The sequence below is a fragment of the Oceanibium sediminis genome, assembly GCF_003265325.1.
GTDB lineage: Bacteria > Pseudomonadota > Alphaproteobacteria > Rhodobacterales > Rhodobacteraceae > Halovulum > Halovulum sediminis.
This window is the reverse complement of record NZ_QGNX01000001.1, coordinates 309713-333766: the sequence shown is the minus strand read 5'-3', so window position 1 is coordinate 333766 and position 24054 is coordinate 309713. Positions and strand designations below refer to the sequence as shown.

The 24054-nt window shown below is 67.6% G+C and carries 26 protein-coding genes; 14 read left to right on the top strand and 12 right to left on the bottom strand.

Annotated elements, in window-relative coordinates; genetic code table 11:
- Window positions 1-11 precede the first annotated feature (11 nt).
- Both DJ029_RS01660 and DJ029_RS01655 read right to left on the bottom strand, forming a co-directional pair.
- Window positions 12-1607, bottom strand: coding sequence for a COG4223 family protein (locus DJ029_RS01660; RefSeq protein WP_112320584.1), 1596 nt, complete (start codon window positions 1605-1607; stop codon window positions 12-14).
- Between the two features lie 130 nt (window positions 1608-1737).
- Window positions 1738-2487 carry a uroporphyrinogen-III synthase gene (locus tag DJ029_RS01655; RefSeq protein ID WP_198671024.1) on the bottom strand — a complete coding sequence of 250 codons (750 nt, stop codon included), beginning with the start codon at window positions 2485-2487 and terminating at the stop codon, window positions 1738-1740.
- 19 nt (window positions 2488-2506) lie between these two features.
- Here DJ029_RS01655 and tsaD point away from each other — a divergent pair, with 19 nt between their 5' ends.
- The 4 genes from tsaD to DJ029_RS01635 all read left to right on the top strand — a co-directional run bounded on the left by tsaD (window position 2507) and on the right by DJ029_RS01635 (window position 4813).
- Window positions 2507-3595 carry a tRNA (adenosine(37)-N6)-threonylcarbamoyltransferase complex transferase subunit TsaD gene (gene tsaD / locus DJ029_RS01650; protein WP_112320582.1) on the top strand — a complete coding sequence of 363 codons (1089 nt, stop codon included), beginning with the start codon at window positions 2507-2509 and terminating at the stop codon, window positions 3593-3595.
- Window positions 3596-3667: 72 nt separating this feature from the next.
- Window positions 3668-3937 (top strand): YciI family protein, encoded by a 270-nt coding sequence (locus DJ029_RS01645; RefSeq protein ID WP_112320581.1) that lies wholly within the window; start codon window positions 3668-3670, stop codon window positions 3935-3937.
- 10 nt (window positions 3938-3947) lie between these two features.
- Entirely contained in the window at window positions 3948-4370 is a 423-nt protein-coding gene (locus DJ029_RS01640) for an EVE domain-containing protein (protein WP_112320580.1), read from the top strand.
- A 59-nt stretch (window positions 4371-4429) separates the two neighbouring features.
- Entirely contained in the window at window positions 4430-4813 is a 384-nt protein-coding gene (locus DJ029_RS01635) for a DUF1761 domain-containing protein (RefSeq protein ID WP_112320579.1), read from the top strand.
- Between the two features lie 13 nt (window positions 4814-4826).
- Here DJ029_RS01635 and DJ029_RS01630 read toward each other — a convergent pair whose 3' ends face one another.
- Window positions 4827-5612 (bottom strand): extensin-like domain-containing protein, encoded by a 786-nt coding sequence (locus tag DJ029_RS01630; RefSeq protein ID WP_112320578.1) that lies wholly within the window; start codon window positions 5610-5612, stop codon window positions 4827-4829.
- A gap of 121 nt (window positions 5613-5733) precedes the next feature.
- Window positions 5734-7170 carry an FAD-binding oxidoreductase gene (locus tag DJ029_RS01625; RefSeq protein ID WP_112320577.1) on the bottom strand — a complete coding sequence of 479 codons (1437 nt, stop codon included), beginning with the start codon at window positions 7168-7170 and terminating at the stop codon, window positions 5734-5736.
- A 196-nt stretch (window positions 7171-7366) separates the two neighbouring features.
- Between DJ029_RS01625 and DJ029_RS01620 the strand changes: the two genes are divergently transcribed.
- Window positions 7367-8251, top strand: coding sequence for a class I SAM-dependent methyltransferase (locus tag DJ029_RS01620; RefSeq protein WP_112320576.1), 885 nt, complete (start codon window positions 7367-7369; stop codon window positions 8249-8251).
- Between the two features lie 114 nt (window positions 8252-8365).
- Here DJ029_RS01620 and DJ029_RS01615 read toward each other — a convergent pair whose 3' ends face one another.
- Window positions 8366-8752: a hypothetical protein gene (locus tag DJ029_RS01615; protein ID WP_112320575.1), complete on the bottom strand. Its 387-nt coding sequence runs from the start codon at window positions 8750-8752 to the stop codon at window positions 8366-8368.
- A 195-nt stretch (window positions 8753-8947) separates the two neighbouring features.
- Window positions 8948-10342 carry an adenosylhomocysteinase gene (gene ahcY, locus DJ029_RS01610; RefSeq protein ID WP_112320574.1) on the bottom strand — a complete coding sequence of 465 codons (1395 nt, stop codon included), beginning with the start codon at window positions 10340-10342 and terminating at the stop codon, window positions 8948-8950.
- Window positions 10343-10504: 162 nt separating this feature from the next.
- Here ahcY and DJ029_RS01605 point away from each other — a divergent pair, with 162 nt between their 5' ends.
- The 4 genes from DJ029_RS01605 to DJ029_RS01590 all read left to right on the top strand — a co-directional run bounded on the left by DJ029_RS01605 (window position 10505) and on the right by DJ029_RS01590 (window position 12983).
- Complete coding sequence (locus DJ029_RS01605; protein ID WP_112320573.1) at window positions 10505-11098, top strand: HD domain-containing protein; 594 nt, start codon at window positions 10505-10507, stop codon at window positions 11096-11098.
- 69 nt (window positions 11099-11167) lie between these two features.
- Complete coding sequence (locus DJ029_RS01600) at window positions 11168-12082, top strand: tetratricopeptide repeat protein (protein ID WP_112320572.1); 915 nt, start codon at window positions 11168-11170, stop codon at window positions 12080-12082.
- 53 nt (window positions 12083-12135) lie between these two features.
- A complete protein-coding gene (locus tag DJ029_RS01595; protein ID WP_112320571.1) occupies window positions 12136-12795 on the top strand; it encodes an LON peptidase substrate-binding domain-containing protein in 660 nt (219 codons plus the stop codon).
- The gene (locus DJ029_RS01590) at window positions 12792-12983 is read left to right on the top strand and encodes a Trm112 family protein (RefSeq protein ID WP_112320570.1); all 192 of its coding nucleotides are present in this window, start codon (window positions 12792-12794) and stop codon (window positions 12981-12983) included. Before DJ029_RS01595 ends, DJ029_RS01590 begins: the two co-directional genes overlap by 4 nt.
- A 16-nt stretch (window positions 12984-12999) precedes the next feature.
- Here DJ029_RS01590 and DJ029_RS01585 read toward each other — a convergent pair whose 3' ends face one another.
- Window positions 13000-14226: an FAD-dependent monooxygenase gene (locus DJ029_RS01585; protein WP_112320569.1), complete on the bottom strand. Its 1227-nt coding sequence runs from the start codon at window positions 14224-14226 to the stop codon at window positions 13000-13002.
- A 99-nt stretch (window positions 14227-14325) separates the two neighbouring features.
- Here DJ029_RS01585 and DJ029_RS01580 point away from each other — a divergent pair, with 99 nt between their 5' ends.
- From DJ029_RS01580 to DJ029_RS01570, 3 genes are all read left to right on the top strand, one after another.
- Window positions 14326-15654 (top strand): amidase, encoded by a 1329-nt coding sequence (locus DJ029_RS01580; protein WP_112320568.1) that lies wholly within the window; start codon window positions 14326-14328, stop codon window positions 15652-15654.
- Window positions 15655-15759: 105 nt separating this feature from the next.
- Window positions 15760-16947, top strand: a complete 1188-nt coding sequence (locus DJ029_RS01575) for an aminotransferase class I/II-fold pyridoxal phosphate-dependent enzyme (RefSeq protein WP_112321302.1) — start codon at window positions 15760-15762, stop codon at window positions 16945-16947.
- Window positions 16947-19670, top strand: a complete 2724-nt coding sequence (locus tag DJ029_RS01570) for a DNA translocase FtsK (protein WP_112320567.1) — start codon at window positions 16947-16949, stop codon at window positions 19668-19670. The genes DJ029_RS01575 and DJ029_RS01570 overlap by 1 nt, the downstream gene beginning before the upstream one ends.
- Window positions 19671-19812: 142 nt before the next feature.
- Here the strand turns inward: DJ029_RS01570 and DJ029_RS21655 are convergent, their stop codons facing one another.
- From DJ029_RS21655 to DJ029_RS01555, 4 genes are all read right to left on the bottom strand, one after another.
- The gene (locus DJ029_RS21655; protein WP_157966227.1) at window positions 19813-19971 is read right to left on the bottom strand and encodes a hypothetical protein; all 159 of its coding nucleotides are present in this window, start codon (window positions 19969-19971) and stop codon (window positions 19813-19815) included.
- A gap of 5 nt (window positions 19972-19976) precedes the next feature.
- Entirely contained in the window at window positions 19977-20390 is a 414-nt protein-coding gene (locus tag DJ029_RS01565) for a DUF7282 domain-containing protein (RefSeq protein ID WP_112321301.1), read from the bottom strand.
- Window positions 20391-20507: 117 nt separating this feature from the next.
- Complete coding sequence (locus DJ029_RS01560) at window positions 20508-21209, bottom strand: anti-sigma factor (RefSeq protein ID WP_112320566.1); 702 nt, start codon at window positions 21207-21209, stop codon at window positions 20508-20510.
- A complete protein-coding gene (locus DJ029_RS01555) occupies window positions 21206-21742 on the bottom strand; it encodes a sigma-70 family RNA polymerase sigma factor (RefSeq protein ID WP_112320565.1) in 537 nt (178 codons plus the stop codon). The genes DJ029_RS01560 and DJ029_RS01555 overlap by 4 nt, the downstream gene beginning before the upstream one ends.
- A 212-nt stretch (window positions 21743-21954) precedes the next feature.
- Between DJ029_RS01555 and DJ029_RS01550 the strand changes: the two genes are divergently transcribed.
- Window positions 21955-22566: a LolA family protein gene (locus DJ029_RS01550; RefSeq protein ID WP_157966226.1), complete on the top strand. Its 612-nt coding sequence runs from the start codon at window positions 21955-21957 to the stop codon at window positions 22564-22566.
- A gap of 13 nt (window positions 22567-22579) precedes the next feature.
- On the opposite strand, the gene DJ029_RS01545 is transcribed toward DJ029_RS01550, so the two are convergent.
- The gene (locus tag DJ029_RS01545) at window positions 22580-23368 is read right to left on the bottom strand and encodes an exodeoxyribonuclease III (protein WP_112320563.1); all 789 of its coding nucleotides are present in this window, start codon (window positions 23366-23368) and stop codon (window positions 22580-22582) included.
- Between the two features lie 172 nt (window positions 23369-23540).
- Here DJ029_RS01545 and DJ029_RS01540 point away from each other — a divergent pair, with 172 nt between their 5' ends.
- Complete coding sequence (locus DJ029_RS01540; RefSeq protein ID WP_112320562.1) at window positions 23541-24029, top strand: hypothetical protein; 489 nt, start codon at window positions 23541-23543, stop codon at window positions 24027-24029.
- Window positions 24030-24054 lie beyond the last annotated feature (25 nt).

Sequence of the window (24054 nt, the reverse complement as noted above, 5' to 3'; positions counted from 1 at the left end):
ACCTTTCCAGATCAGTTGCCTGTCGCGAGCGTGCCGCGCAGCGTGTTCAGCGAGGAGACCGCGTCGGCGCGGGCGCGCGCCCGGTTCAGCCAGCCCCCCATGGCGGCCGAGGCCGCGTCGGACAGCCCGGCCAGTTCGTCCAGCGCGGCGGCCAGGTTGTCACGGCGCAGCGCATCCTCGGCCCGGCTTAGAACGGCGTCGGCGCTGTCCCCTTCCTGCGGCGTCAGCGAGCGTGTCGCCACCTGGGATTCGAGGAATGCCGCCAGCCGCCAGCCGACGCTTGTGGCATCGCGTTCCTGCACGTCCGCCTTGATCGCGCGGTGCGCGGCGTCGCCGAAGCTGGACCGCAGCGCGCCAAGCGTGCTGACCCCGGACGCGGCGACCACGCTCAGCGCCTCGGGCACGTCCTGCTCGGAGTTCTGCGCGAACTGCGCCAGCGACGCCTCGAACGGTTCGCCCGCCGAGATGGCGGCCTCGATCGCGGTCAACGCGGCTGCCGCCAGCGCGGAGGACTTGGTCTGCTCCGCTTCCTCGGTGATGGCGGCGATTTCCTCTTCGGCCTCGTCCAGCTTGCGCTCGACCGCGACTTCCACATCGTCGATGCGCTGGGACAGGCCGCCCTGCTTGTCGGCCAGGGTGGCGATCTCGGCGCGCAGCCCTTCGACGGTGGCGGCAAAGGCGGACAGCTCCTCACCCTCGGTCGTGCCGGGAGCGGCCAGCCCGCTCAGCCCTTCGATTTCGGTCGCCAGCCCTTCGAGCCGGGTTTCCAGCTGCGCGAGGCGGCCCTCGATGCTGGCGCTGTCGGCGGCTTCGACCTTGTCCGAGAGCGCGGTAAGCCCTGCCTCGAACCGGGCCTCGGCCTCGGCCAGGGCATCGCCGATGGCGGCGGAGAGTTGCGCTTCGTCGATCCCGGGCGCGATGCCCTCGATCTGCGCGGTCAGGTCCTGTTCCAGCGTGGTGAGGCGGGTCTCCGTCTCAAGCGCGCCGGGCATCAGCCAGGCCTTCACCGGCCCGAGGCCAGAGGGCAGGTTCGGCGCCACCTTCGGCCCGCCCCAGAGCGCAAGCGCGCCACCGGCGATCAGCAGGACCAGCCAGGTCAGGGCCCGCGCGGCGAAGGAGCGTCCGTGCTCTTCCTCGTCGTCGTGATCATGGTTGTCGTGTTCGCCGTTGTTCTGCGGCGCGGGCGCGGCGGGAATCGGTGTGGGGGTGGTTTCCTCGCTGCCGTCACTCAGCAGCGATGCGCTGGCAAGGGTCGATGGCGCGACCGCGTCGTCATCCTTGCTGCCCGTGTCCGCATCTGCGTCCTCATCGGTCAGAAGCGTGGTTTCGTCGTCCGCCGATGGCGCGTCGTCGGTGGCCTCGCCTTCGGGGGCTTCGGCGGTGTCCCCTGTCTGATCTGTCCCGGGCGCCTGCGGATCTGACTCTTTTTCGGGCAGGTCTTGCGCGTCAGCGGTGTCAACATCGCCTGACAGTTCATCGGAGAGAGAATCATCGACACCTCCGGATGCGGTATCCTCCTTGTTTTCCGATGTTGCCACAGAGGGTTGCGCGGCTTTGTCGTCTTCGTCCTTGGTGGATTTGTCTTTGTTATCCCGTGACTTCGCCATGAAACCGCCGCTTAAGAAAAATGTTTGTTTTCAGACTGTCCAGCTCGCAGGGGCCGGTATGTCCGGTGCTCACTTTATTCTAGGGCGGCACCCGTGATGGAACAAGGCAAAGCCATAGAAACGCGACGATTCAACGCCCGAGAAGTGTGCGCATCCCGTCGGCATCCGGGTAGGGGGCGACGTGGACCGGGTTCGACCGGTCGGCGGGAATCGCCTCGGCCACGGCGGGGGAAAGGCACATCAGCGCTACCTCGGCAGACAGGTCCGGCACCGCCTGCAACAGCAGCAGCGCGCTGCGGCGCGAAAACAGCGTGACCGCCGCGATCCGCCCGCTGCGCAGGTCCTGCGTCACCGGTTCGGGCAGGGGGACGGGGCGCTGGTCGTAGATCACCGCGTCGCGGGCGCTGACGCCGATGGCGCGCAGGCTGGCGGCAAGGTTGCCGGTGGTGTGAACCCCGCGCAGGTGCAGCCAGGACGCCGCGCTGTCCCGGCTGTCCCTTTGCAGGTTCTCAATCAGGGTCGCCGCGTCCGGGCCGCCTTCGCGGGCGTCGAAACCGGCGTCGTTGGCCGCCGCCGTCGTCGCACTGCCGACGCAGAGCGCGCGGTGCGCGCTTGGGTCCAGCAGCGGGGTCGCCGCCGCAACCGCGTTGCGCGAGGAGAACAGCAGCGGCGTTCCCGGCACGGCGTCGATGGCCGCCCCGAGGGGGGCGATCCGCATCAGGGGCGCGATGACCGGGGCCCAGCGCCCCGGCATCCGGGCCAAAAGCGTGTCTGCGAAAGCCTCGGCCTGCGGCAGGGGCCGGGGGATCAGAAGGGGCAGGGGGGCTTGGTGTTGCGCGGACATGCCAGCGGTGTTACCCGCCACCTGTTGAAAGCGCAATCATGACGGACCCCCTTCGATGACGACCGACGGCCTGTGCCTTGGGATCGAGAGCAGCTGTGACGAAACGGCCGCCGCGGTCGTCTCGCCCGATCGTCGTATCCTGTCCTCCATCATCTTCGACCAGACCGTGCTGCACGCCCGTTTCGGCGGTGTCGTGCCGGAAATCGCCGCCCGCGCCCATGCCGAGCGGCTGGACCTGTGCGTGGCCGAGGCGCTGAAGGCCGCAGACGTGACGCTGGACGATATCGCGCTGATCGCCGTGACCGCCGGGCCGGGGCTGATCGGGGGGGTGATGTCGGGCGTGATGTGCGCCAAGGGCATCGCCGTGGCGCGCGGGCTGCCGGTGCTGGGGGTCAACCACCTGGCGGGCCACGCGCTGACGCCACGGCTGAGCGACGGCGTGCCCTATCCCTACCTGATGCTGCTGGTGTCCGGCGGGCACTGCCAGTTCCTGGCGGTCAACGGCCCGCGCTCCTTCACCCGGCTGGGCGGCACGATCGACGACGCCCCGGGCGAGGCGTTCGACAAGACGGCCAAGCTGCTGGCGCTGGGCTATCCCGGCGGCCCGCTGGTCGAGGCGGAGGCGGCCAAGGGCGATGCGAAGCGCTTCGCCTTTCCGCGCCCGCTGCTGGACCGGCCCGGGTGCGACATGTCCTTTTCCGGGCTGAAGACGGCCCTGCGCCGGGCGCGGGATGAAATCGTCGCCGAAAAGAGTGGGCTGACGCGGGCGGATCGTGCGGACCTGTGCGCCGGTTTCCAGGCGGCGGCCTGTGACGTGTTGGCGGAAAAGACCCGCCGCGCCCTGGTTGTGTTTCGCGAGCGGACCGGCGTTCCGGCGGCCACGCTGGCCGTCGCGGGCGGGGTGGCGGCCAACACGGCGCTGCGCGCGGCGCTGGAAGGCGTCGCGGATGACGCGGGCGCGCGGCTGGTCGCGCCGCCGCTGTCGCTGTGCACGGACAATGCCGCGATGATCGCCTGGGCGGGGATCGAGCAGCTGGCCGACGGGGCAGAGCCCGACGCCGCGGTTTCCGCCCGCCCGCGCTGGCCGCTGGACGCGGACGCAGCGCCCCTGCTCGGCTCCGGCAAGAAGGGCGCGAAGGGCTGAGAGGGGCGGTTTCGCTGGACTTCGCGCGCTCTTTGTCCCACCTCTTCCCCCGAGCAGCAGGAAAGGACCCCCATGTTATTCGCGCTGATATGTATCGACAAACCCGGAGCGTTGGAGGTCCGCAAGGCGAACCGTGGCGCACATCTGGCCTACCTCAATGAAACCGGCGTGGTGTTGCAGGCCGGGCCGTTCCTGGACGACGAGGGGCAGATGAACGGCTCTCTTCTGGTGATCGACGTGGCGGACCGCGCCGCGGCCGAGGCCTTCGCCGCCGGGGACCCTTACGCCAACGCGGGGCTGTTTGACGCGGTCACGATCCGGGCCTGGAACAAGGTCATCTGAAGGGGGCGACATGCAGTACTGGCTTTTCAAATCCGAACCCAACACCTGGAGCTGGGACGACCAGGTCGCGCGCGGCGACGCGGGCGAGGAATGGGACGGCGTGCGCAACTACCAGGCGCGCAACAACATGCGGCAGATGAAGATCGGCGACCGGGGCTTCTTCTATCACTCGATGAAGGAAAAAAGCATCGTCGGCGTGGTCGAGGTCTGTGCCGAGGCGCACCCCGACAGCACCACGGACGATCCGCGCTGGGAATGCGTCGACATCCGCGCGCTCGGGCCGGTGAAGACCCCGGTGACGCTGGAAATGTGCAAGCACGAGCCGGGGCTGGAGCAGATGGTGCTGGTCAACAACTCCCGCCTGTCGGTGCAGCCCGTCAGTCCCGAGGAATGGAAGATCGTGTGCCGCATGGCGGGCTGGTCCGACGACTGAGCCCGCTTGACCGCTTCGCCCCCGCCTTCATACTGCGCCAAAAGCGACAGGAGGGAGCGATGGGCGTGATTGCCGTTCTTCTGGCCGCACTGGCCAGTTTCATCTGGGGCGGCGTCTGGTACGGCGCGATGGCAAAGCCGTGGATGGCCGCCAACGAGCTGTCCGAGGACACCATCGACCGGCGCAATCCCGTTCCCTACGTGATCGCCTTCATCGCGGCGGTCCTGGTGGCGGGCATGATGCGCCACATCCTGGCGACACAGGGCGCGGATGGCCTTGGCGCGGGGGCGATGACGGGTTTCGGGCTGGGGCTGTTCATCGTCACGCCCTGGGTTGCGACGAACTACGCCTTCTCGGGGCGGCCGATGAACCTGACGCTGATCGACGGCGCCTATGCCACGGTGGGCTGCACGATCATGGGCATCGTGCTCAGCCTGTTCTAGGGGGGCAAGGGGGCTAGCGGCAGGCGCCGTAGCGATCCTGCCCCATGTGGAAGTGATCCGCGTGCGCCTGGTTGAAGTCCGGCCCGAGGACGGTGCCGAACCAGCGGCACGCGCCGTCGCGCAGGGCCCGCCAGAACGCGCGTTGCTGCGGGTCCTGGCCGCGCCAGCCCTCCTGAACCGTCAGGTGCCGCCCGCTTTCCAGGATCACGCCCTTGATGTCGATCGCGCTGGCGGTGGCGTGGCTGCTCATCTCCGCGCCTTCGCCCCGGTCGGTGCGGATGCGGCGGCAGTTGTAGCTGCTCTGATGCTCCAGCGCCCGGGCGCCCTGCCCGAGGATGTCGCGCGCGGCGGGTTGCAGGCTGTGCCGCTCCCACAGGTAGAGGCGCAAGGCGGTCTCGCAGGTGGTGGAAACGGGGGCCATGCTTGCCCCCGACAGCCCGCGCAGCTGGACGTGGCCGGTGATGTGACAGCTGTCGCTGACCTGGCGGTCCAGCAGGCGCGCGTAGCGGATGTCGTCGATACGTTCCAGCATGGCGAGGCACCCCTCCGGCGTGGCGGTAGCGCGCATCACCTTGAACCGCGTCAGGGGCGAGGGCGGCGCCTCCGGGTCCAGCTCGGCCAGGATGTTATATTGCGACGGGATCCCCGGCAGCAGCACGGACCCCGCGAAAAGCGACAGGAAGAGCGCCACGACTAGCCCCAGGAAACGGCCCATGAACGCGCCGCCGCCGCCACGCTGGCGGGCGGGTTTCGGGGCCGGCGCACGCGCGGCCCGTCTGCGCAGGTGGTTGGGAAACAAGGTGAACGCTCCGGCCTGGGATCTGGTCCCGGACTATATCGGGGGCGGGTGCGATTTCCACCCCCGGCGACCCGTGCCGCCGGGGGCATCTGCATTGGCGGGGCCAGGCTGGCCCCGGTCCTTACTGCGCTGCTTGGGCGACGTTCGTCGGCGCGATGTTGTGGTTCAGCCGGAACAGGTTGCCGGGGTCGTACTTCGCCTTGATCTCGCTCAGACGTTGCATGTTGTCGCCGTAAGCGCCGCTCACGCGGCTTGCCTCGTCATCGGGCATGAAGTTCACGTAGACACCGCCGGTCGAGTACTTCGCGGTATCCTTGAACAGCTTGCGCGCCCATTCGATGCAGGGCTCGTCCCCCGACGCGTTTTCCCAGCGCGTGTGCACGTTCATGGTGAAATGCGCGCTTCTCTGGGGAAAGGCCGTGGCGTCCACCGGAACTCGGGCCATTTCCCCGCCGAGATGGGCGATGAAGACCTCGCAGTTCGGGTCCGGCAGACTGTCGATCGCGCCCAGCAGGGTCGAGATCGCATCGTCCGACAGCGTGTCGAAGTCGTGGCTCTTCCAGTAGTTCCGCATCCCCGGCGTCAGCAAAGGGTCGAAGGCGGTCTGCCAGCCCTGGAAGGGCGCCGGTCCGATCACGTCGGCGATGGGGCTTCCGAGGCTGCGAAGCTCCTTCATGGCCTTTTCGCCCTCGGTCTGGTCGCCGCAGTGGCAGGCCGCGAAAACCAGCACCTCCTTGCCGTGCCATTCCTCGGGCAGGAACGGCAGCGGGGGCGCCTTGCGCATCACCACCCAGATGGTCAGTTCGTCCGGGGCGCCATCGGCGATGTCGCGATAGCGCTTCAACAGTTCCGGGGCGTCGGCGATCGGGTGGACGATCAGCCCGGCAAGCACCTCGGGGCCGATCTCGTGCAGCTGGAACTCGAACGAGGTGACAACGCCGAAGTTGCCGCCGCCGCCGCGGATTGCCCAGAAGAGGTCCGGGTTCTCATCCTTGCTGGCGCGCAGCAGCGCGCCGTCCGCCGTGACGATATCGGCAGAGATCAGGTTGTCGATCGTCATCCCGTGCTTCCGTGAGAGCCAGCCGAAACCGCCCCCAAGGGTCAGCCCGGCGATCCCGGTGGTCGAGTTGATGCCCACCGGCAGGGCGAGGCCATGGGCTTGCGCCTCGGCGTCGATGTCGCCCAGGCTCGCGCCCGGCTCGACCCGCGCGGTCTTCGTCTTCGGGTCCACGCGGACGGAGGTCATCTGCGAGAGGTCCAGCAGCAGCGCGCCCTCGGCCACGGCATGGCCGGCGATCTGGTGCCCGCCTGAGCGCACCGCCAGAAGCAGGCCGTTTTCCCGTGCGAAGTTCACCGCCTGGCGAACGTCGTTCGCCCCTTTGGCGCGTATGACGAGGCCGGGTTTGCGGTCGACCATGGCGTTCCAGATCGTGCGCGCATCGTCGTACTCGGCATCGCCATCGTGATAGACGCCGCCGCGCACGGACGCGCCGAGCGCTTCCACCGCCTCCTGTGCGATGGTCTTCTCTTTACCTGTCAGTCCCTTAAGTGTCGTCATGTCCAAGAGCCTCCCACTGGTTACCGGAGTCTCTTGCCTGTTGCCCCTGTGCGGGCGCATTTCAGCCCGCGCAGGGAGGATACACTTTTTCACCCTAAAGATCGACCGCTCGCTACAGCATTCGTAAACAATTCAAATTCCGAACATTTGGTGCTAATCTGTGAGTAGTAAGAGTGGATGTTGTGGGGGTATTTGAATGGCACTGGTGGATACGAAAGAGGCTGATGCGGATACGGAGTTCGTGCGGTTCTGGAACGAAGTTCTGGCCCCGAAATTCACGAAGTACCGGCATATCCTGCAAGGCGGGCTGTCCCGGCATTCGGCGGCCATCATCCCGGATCTGCCGATCACGAAAGGCATGTCGGTGCTGGATATCGGTTGCGGCTGGGGGGACATGTCCCTGCAAGTGGCCGAGATGGTGGGCCCCGAGGGGCGCGTCGTCGGCATCGATTGCGTCGACGCTTTCCTCGAGGAGGCCCGCAAGGACGCCGCCGCGCAGGGGCTGGACAACGTGGAGTTCCGCCGTGGCGACGCGGAAATCGCCCTGCCGGAAAACGAGTTCGACTACGTCGTCGCCCGGTTCGGGACGATGTTCTTCACCAACCCCGTTCCGGCCCTGCGCCGCATGCGCCTGGCCCTGAAGCCGGGCGGGCGGATGACCCACATCGTCTGGCGCCGTCGCGAGGATAACCCCGCCTGGCAGGCCGCGAAGGATATCGCGCTGGAGCATCTTCCGGCACCGGGCGCGGATGCGGATACCTGCGGTCCGGGCCCCTTCTCCATGGGGGATCGGGACATGGTCGAAGTCATGATGAGAAGCGCGGGCTACGAGGATGTCACCTTCACGCGCATCGACGAGAAGATCATGGTCGGAAGCACCCCCGAGGAGTGCGTCGCCTTCGCCCTGGCCATCGGCCCGGCGGGCGAAGTCTTCCGCGAGGCGGGCGAGGAGCTGGCCGAGGCCAAGCGCCCGCAGATCGAGGCGGACATGCGCGCCTTCTTCGAGCAGCACGAACAGGACGAACAGGGCATCTGGGTGCCCACCTCGTCCTGGGTGATCTCGGCGCGCAATCCGGGGTAACGGGCCGGGGTAGGGCCCGCGACGAAAAAGGGGGCCGCCGGATTGCACTGGCTTTGCTCTGGATGGATGAATTGCGAGTGTAAGGCGCGCTTTCGGGCCGCTGGTGATCGAGCGCTAGACCTCGGATACCATCATCTGCCCAGACGCAGCGCGTTGGCATCCGATCTCCGCGTAACGAGGAATGAGCTCTGATTGTCGGTCCAGAACCCCTGCAACGATCACCCCACTACGCTGGCGGGTGAAAAACGTATGGAAACCGACATAACCGCCGAACCCGTTCCGGGCGTTGACTTCCCCGCAGATGATCGTGTCGCCCGCTGACGTGCGATAGGCCCGCTCATTGCGGAACTGTGCTGACATGGGGTCGCGCAGGCGCTGACTAACGGTCGAACGGGCAACAGTCACCGCCGCCGGGTCAAGCGGCGCGGGCGACGTGCTGACGGGCACGGTGGCGGTTGTGCAGCCTGAAACCAGAACGGCAAGTGTAAAGATTCTGAGCATAATGCGACCTCCGTCGTCCCGGTATCACGCGATCTCAGTCGGCAAAGTGGCAGAAATCACCCAAGGTCGAATGCCCGAGCAGAAACCGGGACGGGAAGTTGTCTGGCGCCTACTGTAAAGCAGGCGGCAAAATGGCAGGGCCCCGCCGGCTGGCAGGGCCCTTTCGCTGATTTCCAAGCCGTTTCGCAGACGCGCTCAGTAGCGGTACTGGTCCGGCTTGAACGGCCCCTCGGGCGTGACGCCGATATAGGCGGCCTGCTCGTCGGTCATCTTCGTCAGCTTGACGCCGATCCGGTCCAGGTGCAGACGCGCGACCTTTTCGTCCAGGTGCTTGGGCAGGACGTAGACGTCGTTCTTGTACTGGTCGCCCTTGGTCCACAGCTCGATCTGGGCCAGCACCTGGTTGGTGAAGCTGGCGGACATCACGAAGGACGGGTGGCCGGTCGCGTTGCCGAGGTTCAGCAAGCGCCCCTCGGACAGCAGGATGATGCGGTTGCCCGAGGGCATCTCGATCATGTCCACCTGGTCCTTGATGTTGGTCCACTTGTGGTTCTTCAGCGCGGCGACCTGGATCTCATTGTCGAAATGGCCGATGTTGCCGATGATCGCCATGTCCTTCATCTCGCGGATGTGCTCGAGGCGGATCACGTCCTTGTTGCCGGTGGCTGAGATGAAGATGTCGGCCCGTGGCGCGACTTCTTCCATGGTCACGACCTCATAGCCGTCCATCGCGGCCTGAAGCGCGCAGATCGGGTCAACCTCCGTCACCATGACGCGGGCACCCGCGCCGCGCAGGGATGCGGCAGAGCCTTTGCCGACGTCGCCATAGCCGAGCACGACGGCGGTCTTGCCGGCCATCATCGTGTCCGTGGCGCGGCGGATGCCGTCCACCAGGCTTTCCTTGCAGCCGTACTTGTTGTCGAACTTCGACTTGGTGACGCTGTCGTTCACGTTTATCGCGGGGAAGGGCAGGTGGCCGTCGCGGGCCAGTTCGTACAGGCGGTGGACGCCTGTGGTCGTTTCCTCGGACACGCCCTTGATCGCGTCGCGCTGCCTGGTGAACCAGCCGGGGTTCGCTGCCATGCGCTTGCGGATCTGGGCGAACAGGGCCACTTCCTCGTCCGACTTGGGCACGGCGATCAGGTCTTCTTCGCCCGCCTCGACCCGCGCGCCGAGCAGGATGTAGAGCGTCGCGTCGCCGCCGTCGTCCAGGATCATGTTGCACACGCCATCCTCGAAATCGAAGATCTTGTCGGCGTAGTCCCAGTATTCCTCAAGCGTTTCGCCCTTGATCGCGAAGACCGGCGTGCCGCCTGCGGCGATCGCGGCGGCGGCGTGGTCCTGGGTGGAAAAGATATTGCACGAGGCCCAACGCACATCCGCGCCGAGTTCGACCAGCGTTTCGATCAGCACGGCGGTCTGGATCGTCATGTGCAGCGAGCCGGCGATCTTTGCGCCTTTCAGCGGCTTCGCCTCGCCGAATTCGCGGCGCAGCGCCATGAGGCCCGGCATCTCCGTCTCGGCGATGTCCAGTTCCTTGCGGCCGTAGTCGGCCAGCGCGATATCCTTAACGATGTAGTCCTGAGCCATCTGGCGTCCTCGGCAATCTGGGAAATGTTGCGCTTCCTTACCATCGAGATGATTAACCGACAACCAACGACGCCGCGCCTTGCTGCCGCGCGCGCAGCCCCTCTTGCGAAAGCCCCCCGCTGCCTGCCATACCGCCGCCACCGATACGCAGAAGGAACGACCATGCCCCCGCAGCCCCGCGCCTGGCAGAGAATGCTTTCCGGCAGACGGCTGGATCTGCTGGATCCCGCCCCGCTGGATATCGAGATCGAGGACATCGCCCACGGGCTTGCCTTCGTCGCGCGCTGGAACGGCCAGACCCGGGGGGATTTCCCCTATTCCGTGGCCGAGCATTCGCTGCTGGTTGAGGAGTTGCTCGGCCTGATTGATCCGAAGGCCCCGGTGCGCTGGCGGCTGGCGGCACTGCTGCACGACGCCCCGGAATACGTGATCGGGGACATGATCTCGCCCGTGAAGGCCGCCGTCGGTCCCGCCTACAAGGCGATGGACGCGCGGCTGGCGGCGGCGGTGCACCTGCGCTTTGGCCTGCCGACGGAACTGCCCGTCTCCGTCAAGCAGAAGATCAAGCGCGCGGATCGCTACAGCGCCTGGCTGGAGGCGCGCCAGATCGCCGGTTTCTCCGAGGCGGAGGCGAACCGCCACTTCTCCCGCCCGGGCCGGATCGACCTGTCGGGCTTTACCCTGGTCCCGCGCCCCCCGATGGAGGTGAAGGCCGATTACCTGTCCCGCTTCCACAAGCTCAGCGCGGCGATGTGACCCCTCTGGCACTCGCGCCCTGCGCCGCCTATATGTCGCAGAACGCCCAAAGCGCGAAGGACATGACAGATGCTCGAATTCGGACAAGACACCGCAGCCGCCGCCGATGACCTGATCAAGGACAGTTCCGAGGCCACCTTCATGGCCGACGTCGTCGACGCCTCCATGGAAGTGCCGGTCATAGTGGACTTCTGGGCACCGTGGTGCGGCCCTTGCAAACAGCTGACGCCCACGCTGGAAGCCGCCGTGAAGGACGCGAAGGGCAAGGTGAAGCTAGTCAAGGTCAACGTGGACGAAAACCAGATGATCGCCGGCCAGATGCGGGTGCAGTCGATCCCGGCAGTGTTCGGCTTCGTCGGCGGCCGCCCGGTTGACGGGTTCATGGGCGCGCAGACCGCCGGCCAGGTGAAGGCCTTCATCGACAAGCTGATCGCGCAAAGCCCCGGCGGCGCGGACGATGGCCTGGAAGAGGCGTTGGACATGGCCGACCAGATGCTCGAGGAAGGCGCCGTGACGGACGCCGCGCAGACCTTTGCCGCGATCCTCGGCGAAGACGCCGGGAACGCGCGCGCGCTGGCCGGTCTTGCCCGCGCGCATATCGCCCTGGGCGATATGGATCAGGCCCGCGCGGTGCTCGACAGCGCGCCCGAGGACAAGCGCGCGGACCCGGTGATCGCCGCCGTCTACGCCCAGCTTGACCTGGCCGCTTCCGCCGAAGGTGCGGGCGAGCTGGCCGAGGCCGAGGCGAAGGCCGCCGCCGCGCCGGATGACCTTCAGGCGCAGTTCGACCTGGCCCTCGCGCAGATCTCCGCCAGCCAGCAGGAAGCGGCGGTGGATACGCTTCTGGGTATTTTCGCGAAGGACCGCGAATGGAACGACGGCGCGGCAAAAGACCAGCTGTTCAAGCTGTTCGAGGCGCTGGGCCCCAAGGATCCGATCGCACAAAAGGGGCGGCGGCGCTTGTCATCCATGATTTTCGCCTAGGTTGCAGACTGAGTGCGCTGCAAGCGCCTTGGTGCAAGGGGGCTGAGTACCGGATGACCAAATCCTTCGCCATCACGGATCTGCCGGAACGCCTGCCGGTGTTCCCGCTGCCCGGAGCCCTGCTTCTGCCGCGCGCCCGCCTGCCGCTGAACATCTTCGAGCCGCGCTACCTTGCGATGCTCGACGACACGATGAAGACGGAGCATCGCCTGATCGGCATGATCCAGCCCATCGTGATGCCCGAGGGCCGCAGCTCCGAGGCGGCCAAGCTGCATCACATCGGCTGCGCCGGGCGGCTGACGGCATTCCAGGAAACCGAGGACGGGCGCTACATGATCACCCTGACCGGGGTGAGCCGCTTTCGCATCCGTGGCACGCAGGACGGCTTCACCCCCTACCTGCGCGCGGACGTGGACTGGTCCAGTTTCCAGCGCGACCTTGGCCGGCGAGAGCTGGACGCGGACTTCGACCGCCCCGCCTTCCTGGACGTGCTGAAGCGCTATTTTGAAACCGCGCAGCTCGCCTCGGACTGGGACAGCCTGAAAGAGGCGGAGGAGGAGCTTCTGGTCAACTCGCTCTCCATGCTGTGCCCCTTCGATCCCGAGGAAAAGCAGGCCTTGCTGGAAGCCCCCACCTTGCAGAACCGGCGCGAGACGCTGGTGACGCTGATGGAATTCGCCCTGCGCGGCGGCGAAGACGGGGCGCTGCAATGAGCGAAGACCACGCCACGCGCATCGATCGCAAGACGCTGGAGGCGCTGGTCTGTCCGGTGACGCGCGGCGTGCTGATCTATGACGCCAAGGCGCAGGAACTGGTGTCCCGCGGCGCGGCGCTGGCCTTTCCGATCCGCAACGGCATTCCCGTCATGCTGGTGGACGAGGCGCGCAAGCTGGACGACTGACGAAGCGCGCTGCGGTTCAGATCGGCTGGCCCTGCAACAGGCGGGGCAGGTCGCCGGTCAGGCCCGCCGCCTCGCGGATCAGACGTCGCCGCGCGCCGGGCAGGGCGTTCACCGCGCCAAGGCCCAGCGTCCGGCCAAGCCGCAGCAGCGGGTTGTCGTTGGAAAAGATCCGGTTGATCCCGTCCGTCGCCGTCGCCAGCATCGCGATATCGAAGCCGCGCCAGCGGCGGTAACGCTCCAGCACGTCCGCCGCGCCGATATCCTCGCCCCGGCGGTGCGCGGTGACCAGCACCTCGGCCAGGGCGGCGACATCGCGCAGGCCCAGGTTCAAGCCCTGTCCGGCCAGCGGGTGGATGCCATGGGCCGCATCGCCCACCAGCGCCAGCCGGGGCGCGGTGATCGCGCTCGCCAGGCTCAGCCCCAGCGGGTAGCTGTAGCGTTTGCCCGCCAGCGCGATGTTCCCGAGGTAGCTGCCGAAACGCGGGCGCAGCGCGGCGAGGTAGCCTTCGTCGTCCATCGCCATGATGTCACGCGCGCGGTCCCGCGACTCGGTCCAGACGATGGACACCCGCTGTCCGGTCAGCGGCAGCACCGCCAGCGGTCCTTCGGGAAAGAACATCTGTTGCGCAACGCCATTGTGCGGCTTTTCCACCGTCAGAGCGCCCACCAGCGAGGTTTGCCCGTAGTCCCAGCCTGTCCGGCTGATCCCGGCCCGCGCGGCGGTGCCGCTGGCGCGCCCGTCGGCCCCGATCAGCAGGCGGGCGTGGTGCTTCGTGCCATCCTCCAGCGTGACGCTGACATTGCCGGGGGTGCTGTCCTGCGCGACGACGCGGGCGCTGTGCTTCAGCGTGATCGCGGGATGATCGGCGACCGCCGTCGCCAGCGCGCGGCGCAGGAAACGGTCCTCGAGCATGTGGCCCATGGGGCCTTCGGTGATCTCGTTATGGTCGAAGTGCAGGAACAGGGGCGAGGCGCCTTGCCCGGCCTGTCCGTCGCTGACGCGGATGTCGCGGATCGCCTCGGCCTTGTCGGCCACGCCGGACCACAGGCCAAGCTGGTCCAGCATACGCCGGGTGCTCAGCGCCAGCGCATAGGCGCGGCCGTCGAAGTCCGGGTCGCCCAGCGTTTCGGCGGGGGCGGCGTCAAGCACATGGCAGCTGAGCCCGTTCCGGGCCAGCGCCAGGGCCAGCGCGGGTCCGGCAAGGCCGCCGCCAACGATCAGGATGTCGGTGTCTGTACTCATCGCGGCGGAGTATGACGTTGAAAGGGCAATTGTCCACTCGGCCCGGTAGGGGTAGCGTCGCGACATATCGCGCATCGTCGGGAAGAAGGACAGACCACCATGACAGACATCGACCTCAGCGCCACCGCCGCCGACCTGGGCCGCGCCATTGCCGCGGGAACGCTGGACCCCGTGGACCTGACCGAAGCGATGCTGTCCGAGATCAAGGCCAGCCCCGATGCGCCGCTGATCTTCACCCGCACCACCCCCGACCGCGCCCGCGCCGAGGCGAAGGCCGCCGCAAAGCGTGCCCGCGCCGGAACCCGGCGCAGCCTGCTCGACGGGGTGCCAATCAGCTGGAAGGACCTGTTCGACACCGCCGGAACGCCCGGCGAAAGCGGCACGCGGATGCTCGACGGGCGGGTTGCGGTGCGTGACGCCGCCGTGGTCGCGAACGCCAGCGCCGCCGGGCTGGTGTGCATCGGCAAGACGCACCAGACAGAGCTGGCCTTTTCCGGGCTGGGCCTGAACCCGATGACCGCGACACCGCCCAACAGCATCTCGGGCGCGCTTGCGCCGGGCGGTTCCTCCTCCGGGGCGGCGGTGTCGGTGGGGCGGAACATGGCGGCGGCGGGCATCGGCTCGGACACCGGCGGCTCGGTGCGGGTCCCGGCGGCCTGGAACGACCTGGTCGGCTTCAAGACCAGCGTCGGCAGCCTGCCGATGCAGGGCGTGGTGCCCCTTTGCGCGCGGTTCGACACCGCCGGCCCGCTGTGCCGCAGCGTCGAGGATGCCGCGCAGCTCTACGCTGTCATGGGCAACACCCGGCCCGCAGATCTTGCAGGCGCAACGCTCAAGGGCGCGAGGCTGCTGGTGCTGACCAACGCATCGGTCGAACCGATGGAGGATACGCCGCAAACCGCCTTCGAGGCGGCGCTCGGCAAACTGTCCGCCGCCGGGGCATTCATCGATCACGCCAGCATCGCCCCCCTGGAAGAGGCGATGACCATGGCCGGTGTCCTGTTCCCGCCGGAAGCCTATGGCACCTGGGGCACCCTGATCGAGGAGAAGGGGGACATGATGTACTCCCTGATCCGGGAGCGCTTCGAGGCGGGCAAATCCGTCTCCGCCCCCGCATACGTCGCGGCGTGGCAGAAGCTGGACCTGCTGCGCGAAGCCTTCCTCGCCGATATCGCGGGCTATGACGCGGTGCTGCTGCCCAGTTGCCCGATCTTGCCGCCCCCCGTGCAGGCCCTGCTGGACGACGACGCGCTGTTCGTGGAGCGCAACCTCGCCACGCTGCGCAACACCCGCGTGGGCAACCTGATGGACCTGACCGGGCTCACCCTGCCGAGCGGGGTGCCTCATTGCGGGGTGATGGCCCTCGCCCCCGCCGGGCATGAGGCGCGGATCCTGCGCCTGTGCGCTGCGATGGAAAAGTCACTCTGACGCCCGGGGTGCCATGCGGGGCTGGACGCTGCAAAAACGGGCGGATACCTTTCACCCAAAGGAGCGGGGCAGCGAACGACCCCCCCATCTGAGGCGAGTATGAACATGGAACAGCCGAGACGCTTCTCGGATCTGCCGGAATACGCGTTTCCGCGTCTGCGGAAGCTGTTGGCACCCTATTCCCCCGGCGCCGCCCCGGTCGCCATGTCCATCGGCGAGCCGCAGCACGCGGTTCCCCCGATGGTGTCGGAAATCATCGCGCGCCACGGCGCAGATTTTTCGCGCTATCCCCCCAATGAAGGGACCGAGGATCTGCGCGAGGCGATCTCTGCCTGGGTCGCGCGGCGCTACGGCGTGCGTGGGCCGGATCCCGAAACCACGATCCTGCCGCTGAACGGCACGCGCGAGGGGCTGTTCAACGCCGCGCTCGCGCTCAGCCCCGAGCAGAAGGACGGGCAGCGCCCGGTGGTGCTGCTACCGAACCCCTTCTACCAGTGCTACGCCGTCGCCGCGCTGGCCGTGGGGGCAGAGCCGGTCTACGTGCCCGCGACCTCGGAGACCGGGTTCCTGCCCGATTTCGCCGCCGTGGACCCGGGCCTGCTGGCGCGGACCACCATCGTCTACATGTGTTCGCCCTCGAATCCCCAGGGCGCGGTGGCGGACCTGGCTTACTGGCGCGGGCTGCTCGAGCTGGCGGAGAAGTACGACTTCCGCGTCTTCGCGGATGAATGCTACGCCGAGATCTATCGCGACACCCCGCCCCCCGGCGTGCTGGAGGCGGTGGCCGCCGCCAGTGCCGACCCCGAGCGGGTGGTGGCCTTTCACTCGCTGTCCAAACGCTCCAACGTGCCCGGCCTTCGGTCGGGCTTCGCGATTGCGGGGCCGCGTGCGATGGTGGAGCTGAAGCAGTTGCGCAACTACGCCGGCGCGCCCCTGCCGCTGCCGTTGCAGCACGCCGCGGCCGCGCTGTGGCGGGATGAGGCGCATGTGGTCGAAAATCGTTCGCTTTATGCACGCAAATTTCAGGATGCCGATGACATCCTTGGGAACATGCCCGGATACACCTCGCCCCGCGCGGGGTTTTTCCTGTGGCTCGCGGTCGGCGACGGTGAGGCGGCGGCGCTGCGCTTGTGGCGGGAAGCCGGGGTAAAGGTCCTGCCGGGGGCGTATCTGTCCCGTGCGGCGGGTCCGGGAGCGGAGAATCCGGGGCAGGGCTATATCCGCGCTGCCCTTGTGGCGGATCGCGAGGAGGTTCGGCGCGGATTGCAGGCGATAAAGGGAGTGCTGGGGTAATGGCAACCGCAAGAGCAAGAGGTCGCGCCACGTCGCGCAAGGCCAAGCCTGCCCGCAAGGCGGCGAAACCGGCGCGCATCCGCAAGCCGCAGAAAACCCGCACGCCCTTGCTGGAAAAGCAGGACGAAACCGCCCTGCGCCGCCGCGGCGTGGAGCTTCTGGGCCTGGGGCTGGTGTTCCTCGCCTGCCTCGTCTTCGCGCTGCTCTGGACCTATAACGCCGCCGACCCGAGCCTGCTGTCGGCCACCGACGCGCCGCCGACCAACGCGCTTGGCCTGGTGGGGGCATCGCTGGCCGATCCCCTGTACCGCGGGCTTGGCTGGGCGGCCTACGGCGTACCGCTGGCGCTGTGTGTCTGGGGGCTGCGGCTGATGACCCACCGGGGCGAGCATCGCATCCTGACCCGCCTCGTCCTCAGCCCGCTGGCAATCGGCGCGGGCGCGATCTTCGCCTCGGCGCATGTGCCGCCGGGGGCCTGGGATCATGTCTTCGGGCTGGGCGGCATGCTGGGCGACAGCCTGTTCGTGACCGTCCTCGGCCTGGTCCCCTTGCCCATCGGCACGGCGCTGCCGTTGGCCACGCTGCTTCTTGGCGCGGTGTTCCTGGTCCTGTCGGGGCTGGCGCTGGGCCTTGACGGGGCGGAAACGCGAACCCTTGCGCGCGGCTTCTGGCGCGGGCTGGTCACGGCCTTCAGCCTGCTGGTCTGGGTGCTGTCGCTGTTCGGAAACTCGGTCGCCAAGGTCGAGCGTGAGCGCCAGCGCCGTGCCGAGGAAGCGGCCCAGGAAAAGGCCCGCCGCGCCCGTGAAAAGGCGGCGGAGGAGCCGAAGGTTTCCGCCGGGCGGCACCGTGGCGGCGCGGCTGATGACGGCCTGTCCGGGAATGCGGGCGAAAGTGCTCATCGCGCCGATGACGACCGGGTCATGGCCCGGATCGCCGCCGCCGTTCGCAAGCGCGATGCGGCGCTGCGCGAAACCGTGGACCAGGATATCGTCGTCGATCCCGATGACGAACCTTACGCCGACCCCGGCTACGCCGCGGTGCCGGCGCGGGCCTCTGACCTGCCCCCGGAACCGCCGCTGACCTCCCCCGTGTCCGCCCCCGCCGAACCGGAGCCGCGCGTGCGCCAGCCCGAGCGCAAGCCCGTTCCCAAAAGCACCAAGGCGCGGCGCGAGGAACAGCCGAGCCTGGCGCTGGACGAATCGCGCGAGGATTCCTACCAGACGCCGCCGCTGTCGCTGCTGACCAGCCCCTCGACCATCGTGCGCCAGCAACTCTCCAACGACGCGCTGGAGCAGAACGCGCGGATGCTGGAAACCGTGCTGGACGACTACGGCGTGCGGGGCGAGATCGTCTCGGTCCGGCCCGGCCCGGTGGTCACCATGTACGAACTTGAACCCGCCGCGGGGCTGAAGGCCAGCCGCGTTATCGGGCTGGCGGACGACATCGCCCGCTCGATGAGTGCGCTGGCGGCGCGGGTCTCCACGATTCCGGGCCGCTCGGTCATCGGGATCGAGCTGCCCAATGAAAACCGCGAAAAGGTGCTGCTGCGCGAGCTGCTGTCCACCAAGGCCTATGGCGACGGTCGCCACGCGCTGCCGCTGTCGCTGGGCAAGGACATCGGCGGCGAAGCCGTGGTCGCCAACCTGGCCCGGATGCCGCACCTGTTGATCGCCGGGACCACCGGCTCGGGGAAATCCGTGGCCGTGAACACGATGATCCTGAGCCTGCTCTACCAGCTGTCTCCCGAGCAGTGCCGGCTGATCATGATCGACCCGAAGATGCTGGAACTCAGCGTCTATGACGGCATCCCCCACCTGCTGAGCCCGGTCGTGACCGACCCCAAGAAGGCGGTCGTGGCGCTGAAATGGACCGTGGCCGAGATGGAAGAGCGCTATCGCAAGATGTCCAAGATGGGCGTGCGCAACATCGACGGCTACAATAGCCGCGTGCAGGACGCGCTGGACCGGGGCGAGGCGTTTACCCGCACCGTGCAGACCGGCTTCGACGACGAGACCGGCGAACCCGTCTTCGAGACGGAGGAATACGCCCCCGAGAAGATGCCATACATCGTCGTCATCGTCGACGAGATGGCCGACCTGATGATGGTCGCGGGCAAAGAGATCGAGGCCTGCATCCAGCGCCTGGCACAGATGGCGCGGGCGTCCGGCATCCACCTGATCATGGCCACGCAGCGCCCCTCGGTCGATGTGATTACCGGTACGATCAAGGCGAACTTCCCGACCCGGATCAGCTTCCAGGTCACCTCGAAGATCGACAGCCGCACGATCCTGGGCGAACAGGGGGCCGAGCAGCTTCTGGGCATGGGCGACATGCTCTACATGGCCGGCGGCGGGCGGATCACGCGCGTGCACGGGCCCTTCGTGTCGGACGAGGAGGTCGAGGAAATCGTCAAGTTCCTCAAGATGCAGGGCGAGCCTGTCTATGTCTCCGGCGTGGTGGAGGGCCCCGAAGGCGACACCGAGGCCGAGATCGACCAGGTGCTTGGCCTTGGCGGCAACACCACGGGCGAGGATGCGCTTTACGACCAGGCGGTCGGCATCGTGGCGCGGGACCGCAAGTGCTCCACCTCCTACATCCAGCGCAAGCTGGGGATCGGCTACAACAAGGCCGCGCGCCTGGTGGAGCAGATGGAGGACGAGGGCGTCGTCAGCGCCTCCAACCACGTGGGCAAACGCGAGGTGCTGGTCCCCGAGGTCCGCTGAGGCTGAGGCGAGAAAGTAGATGGCCCCGCGTTGGGGGACCGCGGGACCATCGGGGGCGGGCCGTATTCAACCCGTGGGCATGCCGTTACGCGCCGGTTCGTCAACCGGCTGGCCCGGATGCACCGCCAACATGGCGGCGCGTTCAGCGTATCGTCATCACGCGAACCGGGCAGACGCGCAGGGGACCCTGCCCCGCCATCGGCACCTTGACCCAGCCAGCCGGGGGACCGGCCGGATCAAAGCCCAGCTCGTCGCCCACGCCGGTGTGTGGCGGCAGGGGCGCGGGCCGAATCTCGCTCAAACAGATTAATCTGCCGTAACGATCTGCATCACCAGGTTGCCATCGACGCGCACGGGGCCGTCTTCCGTGGCGCCAAGGGTGTATTCGAAGATCCCGGTCTGCATTCCGCCGTCTTCCCCGTGGAGCATCAGCATCAGCATTTCGCCCGAGGCGACCGGCTCGGTCAGGATCGCGGCAACGTCGGTGTTCTCACCGGCGCGCAGCGGCGCGTGGCCAACAACGGGGCCCGGCTTCATGTCCGCATCGGTGCGGTGCACGACCAGCCAGCCGTTGGCCGGGGCCATGATCTTTTCCGCGGCGACGGTCCCACCGGACACATCCTGGTCCGCGCCCATGACCATCGGCGCAGCATGGCCGCCCGCAAGGGAGGTCCCGGCGATAAAGGTCAGGGTCGAAGCCACTGCGGTGGTGATCATCATCATACGCATATCAATCTACCTTTCTGCTGAAGCACCGTTTTTGGTGCGGCATGAAGGAAGACACGGGCGCGGCGCGCGGAAAGTTTCAGCGCGGCGCGAAAAAATCCGGAAATCCGCTCAAAGCGGGGCCATCTGCCCGACGGCCAGAACCTCGCCCGTGGGCTGGCCCGTGGGCGAGCCGCCCGCGGGTTCGTCCGAAATCGCCAGCACGCCGCCCGCCAGCGCGGCGCCCAGGTCCTCGGGGATGGTGACGCTGCCCGAGGTGTCCTGCGGCAGGATCCCGAGCGAGACGGGCGGATTGTCGTCCGCGATCACCCAAAGCTGGAACACGCGCGCCTCCTCGGCGGTGCCGGAGGTCCGGTTCAGGCGCAACTGGCCGGTTTCCGGCTCGAACAGGGCGAGCATGCGCACCTGCCCGCTTTCGCCGGTCAGTTCGGCGACATAGGCGGGGGCAGGGCCCGGCGGCGGGCTGCGCGTCATCTGGACCAGCGCCACGGCCAGCGCCGCGCTGGCGGCCACGCCGACCAGCCCCAGCCCGCGCCACAGGCCAACGGCGTTCCACAACCCGCGTTTCGCGGGCGCTTCGCCGAACAGGCGGTGTTCCAGCCCTGATTTCACCCGCGCGGGGGGCTGGACGGGCGCCACCTCGTCTGTCAGCGGGGCGAGCTGGGCCTGCCAGAAGGCGACGCGCGCCTGCAATTGCTCGCTGTGTTCCAGCCGCATGGCGAAGACCACACGCTCGGCATGGGGCAGCACGCCGAGCACATACTCGGCGGCCAGCGCGTCATCGCGATCCCTATGCTCAGGTGCGTCGGTCATCTTTCCAGACAGGCCCTCAATTTCAAAAGGCTGCGGCGCAGCCAGGTTCGCATCGTGTTGACCGGCACGGCGTGCTGCTCGGCCAGTTCGTGGTAACTGTAGCCTTCCACGTAGGCGGCCCTGACGGCCGCCGCCCGATCCTCGGGCAGTTCGTCAAAACAGCGCTCGATCCGCCCGCCCTCGGAGGCGTTGATCGCCGCTTCCTCCGGGCCCGGCGCATCGTCAGCCAGGTCGAAAGCGTCGTCGATGTCCACGGACTGGGGCTTGCGCGCCCTGATCCGGTCGATGGCGTGGTTGCGCGCGATCGCCGCTAGCCAGGACAGCGGGCTGGTTTCCGCCGCCACGAAGCGCGAGGCGTTCATCCACACCCGGACATAGACTTCCTGAAGCGCTTCTTCCGCGTCCGCCTTGTCCCTGAGTATACGGAGGCAGACGCCATAAAGTTTCGCACTCGTTGCGTCGTAAAGCGCGGCAAAGGCGGCGCGGTCACGCAGGGCGACACGGGCGATCAATTGATTGATTTCGTTGCTCACCCGGTGGACCCTTCCCTCTCGGCGGTACAGAAACACGGGCGGACTGGCGCAGGCAAGCGCTGTTTTCGCGCCGCGCGGGGCGCAGGTCGCGAAGCTGTGAAGGATCGCCGGGCTATCTTACAGGGGTGAAACGGCCTGCCATGTGTTGTGAGCGGACGGCCCCGCGCCTACGTAGTAGGGTAGCTCGAAACAGGCCCTTGGAACCCAGACCGATGACACTTCCCACACGACGCCACGCGCTTTCGCTTCTGGCCGCGCTGCCCTTCGCCGGACCCGCCCTTGCGCAGCAATCGCAAGTGCTGGTCGAGGTCAGCAAGTATATCAACCAGCTCACCTCCGTCAGCGGGCGGTTCACGCAGATCAATTCCGACGGCAGCCGCTCTGCCGGGACCTATTACCTGCGCCGTCCCGGCCGCGTGCGCTTCGAGTATGACGGCGGGCAGGCGATGGTGATTGCCGATGGCGTCAACATCGCGGTCTTCGACGCGAAGTCCAACACCGCCGTGCAGCGCTATCCGCTGGGCCAGACGCCGCTGCGCTTCCTGCTGCGCGAGACGGTGGACCTGACGCAACGCAACCTGGTGACGGGCACCGGGTCGAAGAACGGCTTCACGTCAGTTGTCATGCAGGACCCCTCGGCGCCCTCGGACGGGTCGATGACGCTGGTGCTGCGCAACAGCCCGCCGACGCTGACCCAGTGGACGGTGCGCGAGAAGTCCGGCCAGGAAACCACCGTCGTGCTCGAGTCGATCGAACGGGTCAGCGGCATGTCCGGCCTGCTGTTCAACATCGAGAACGAAGCCCGCAAGTGGGGCCGCGGCTGACGGCCCCCGCCCGCTACAGGTCGAAGGACGCCAGCACGGGCGCGTGATCGCTGGGCTTTTCCCAGCCCCGGCAGGCGCGCAGGATGCGGCTGCCGCCCGCGCCGCTGGCCAGGTCCGGCGTGGCCCAGATGTGATCCAGCCGCCGGCCCTTGTCCGCGGCGTCCCAGTCCCGCGCGCGGTAGGACCACCAGGAATAGAGCTTGCCCTCGGGGATGTCGGCGCGGGTGATGTCCACCCATGCGCCGGAGTCCTGCACCTGGGCCAGCTGCTCCACCTCGATGGGGGTGTGGGACACGACCTTCAGCAGTTTCTTGTGGTCCCAGACGTCATCCTCACGCGGGGCGATGTTCAGGTCGCCCACCATGATCGCGCGCTCGGGCTTGCCGCCGTGGAACCAGTCGCGCATCTCGGTCAGGAAATCCAGCTTGTGGCCGAACTTCTCGTTCCGCTCGCGGTCAGGCTCGTCGCCACCGGCGGGGACGTAGAAGTTGTGGATCACGGTGCCGTCCGCCAGCCGCGCGGCCACGTGGCGCGCGTCGCCCTTGGCGCAGAAATCGCGCTGGCCAGCATCCTCGATCGGCAGGCGGGACAGGATCGCCACCCCGTTGTAGCCCTTCTGCCCGCGCGCCACCATGTAGGGGTAGCCCGCTTCGGCGAACCCTTCGACGGGGATCTTGTCCACCGGGGACTTGGTTTCCTGAAGGCACAGGATATCCGGCGCTTCATCGCGCAGCAGGTCCAGCACGATCGGCTCGCGCAGGCGCACGGAGTTGATGTTCCAGGTAGCGATGGTGACAGCCATTTCCGTGATCCCCCAAAGGCATTCGTATCCTGCGGCAGGTTGCGCGACAGGCCCCGGCAATACAACGGCATTCCGCAGAACTTCAAGGAATTGCCGCGTGGGGCGGGGGGTTGCCAGACCCGGGGCAGGACAGGCAAGCTGCGCGAAATTGACCACGAGGAAAGGAATTGTCATGACCCGATACGCCGCACTCGCCCTGACCCTGATGGCCACCCCCCTTGCCGCCGAGGAAGCCGGGACGATCACCCTGGAAACCGGCGGCGAGACGGTCGAATTCACGCTTTGGGCCGCCCAGAGCGACTGGAGCGGCTCGGAGAGCTACGCCTCGTTCAACATCTACAGCCGCCCGGTGGACAGGGACGCAACCGATCTGTCGCTGTTCACGCTGGGCGGCGAAGTGGCCGGCGGCAAGGGCAGCAACCCGGAGATCCGCATGACCCGCGTTGAGGGCGACACCCGCACCAACCTGTTCGGCGAGGACGACGACACCGGGCTTGAGGTGACCGTGGACAGCTTCACCGTCGAGGGGGAGTTCCTGTCCCTGTCCGGCAGCTTCACGGGAAAGGTCGGCCCCTCCGACAACTACGGGCGCGACATTATCATGGACGCGGCCGAGGACGTTTCCGGCACGTTTACCGTCACCCTCGGCCCTGTCGAGTAAACCGCGGGCCTGTCCGAAAAAAAAG

Excerpts from the sequence above, each read along its gene's own strand:
- DJ029_RS01660 (WP_112320584.1), bottom strand. The coding sequence starts at position 1,607 with ATGGCGAAGTCACGGGATAACAAAGACAAATCCACCAAGGACGAAGAC.
- tsaD (WP_112320582.1), top strand. The coding sequence starts at position 2,507 with ATGACGACCGACGGCCTGTGCCTTGGGATCGAGAGCAGCTGTGACGAA.
- DJ029_RS01645 (WP_112320581.1), top strand. The coding sequence starts at position 3,668 with ATGTTATTCGCGCTGATATGTATCGACAAACCCGGAGCGTTGGAGGTC.
- DJ029_RS01640 (WP_112320580.1), top strand. The coding sequence starts at position 3,948 with ATGCAGTACTGGCTTTTCAAATCCGAACCCAACACCTGGAGCTGGGAC.
- DJ029_RS01635 (WP_112320579.1), top strand. The coding sequence starts at position 4,430 with ATGGGCGTGATTGCCGTTCTTCTGGCCGCACTGGCCAGTTTCATCTGG.
- DJ029_RS01625 (WP_112320577.1), bottom strand. The coding sequence starts at position 7,170 with ATGACGACACTTAAGGGACTGACAGGTAAAGAGAAGACCATCGCACAG.
- DJ029_RS01620 (WP_112320576.1), top strand. The coding sequence starts at position 7,367 with ATGGCACTGGTGGATACGAAAGAGGCTGATGCGGATACGGAGTTCGTG.
- DJ029_RS01615 (WP_112320575.1), bottom strand. The coding sequence starts at position 8,752 with ATGCTCAGAATCTTTACACTTGCCGTTCTGGTTTCAGGCTGCACAACC.
- ahcY (WP_112320574.1), bottom strand. The coding sequence starts at position 10,342 with ATGGCTCAGGACTACATCGTTAAGGATATCGCGCTGGCCGACTACGGC.
- DJ029_RS01605 (WP_112320573.1), top strand. The coding sequence starts at position 10,505 with ATGCCCCCGCAGCCCCGCGCCTGGCAGAGAATGCTTTCCGGCAGACGG.
- DJ029_RS01600 (WP_112320572.1), top strand. The coding sequence starts at position 11,168 with ATGCTCGAATTCGGACAAGACACCGCAGCCGCCGCCGATGACCTGATC.
- DJ029_RS01595 (WP_112320571.1), top strand. The coding sequence starts at position 12,136 with ATGACCAAATCCTTCGCCATCACGGATCTGCCGGAACGCCTGCCGGTG.
- DJ029_RS01590 (WP_112320570.1), top strand. The coding sequence starts at position 12,792 with ATGAGCGAAGACCACGCCACGCGCATCGATCGCAAGACGCTGGAGGCG.
- DJ029_RS01585 (WP_112320569.1), bottom strand. The coding sequence starts at position 14,226 with ATGAGTACAGACACCGACATCCTGATCGTTGGCGGCGGCCTTGCCGGA.
- DJ029_RS01580 (WP_112320568.1), top strand. The coding sequence starts at position 14,326 with ATGACAGACATCGACCTCAGCGCCACCGCCGCCGACCTGGGCCGCGCC.
- DJ029_RS01575 (WP_112321302.1), top strand. The coding sequence starts at position 15,760 with ATGGAACAGCCGAGACGCTTCTCGGATCTGCCGGAATACGCGTTTCCG.
- DJ029_RS01570 (WP_112320567.1), top strand. The coding sequence starts at position 16,947 with ATGGCAACCGCAAGAGCAAGAGGTCGCGCCACGTCGCGCAAGGCCAAG.
- DJ029_RS01565 (WP_112321301.1), bottom strand. The coding sequence starts at position 20,390 with ATGATGATCACCACCGCAGTGGCTTCGACCCTGACCTTTATCGCCGGG.
- DJ029_RS01560 (WP_112320566.1), bottom strand. The coding sequence starts at position 21,209 with ATGACCGACGCACCTGAGCATAGGGATCGCGATGACGCGCTGGCCGCC.
- DJ029_RS01550 (WP_157966226.1), top strand. The coding sequence starts at position 21,955 with ATGACACTTCCCACACGACGCCACGCGCTTTCGCTTCTGGCCGCGCTG.
- DJ029_RS01545 (WP_112320563.1), bottom strand. The coding sequence starts at position 23,368 with ATGGCTGTCACCATCGCTACCTGGAACATCAACTCCGTGCGCCTGCGC.
- DJ029_RS01540 (WP_112320562.1), top strand. The coding sequence starts at position 23,541 with ATGACCCGATACGCCGCACTCGCCCTGACCCTGATGGCCACCCCCCTT.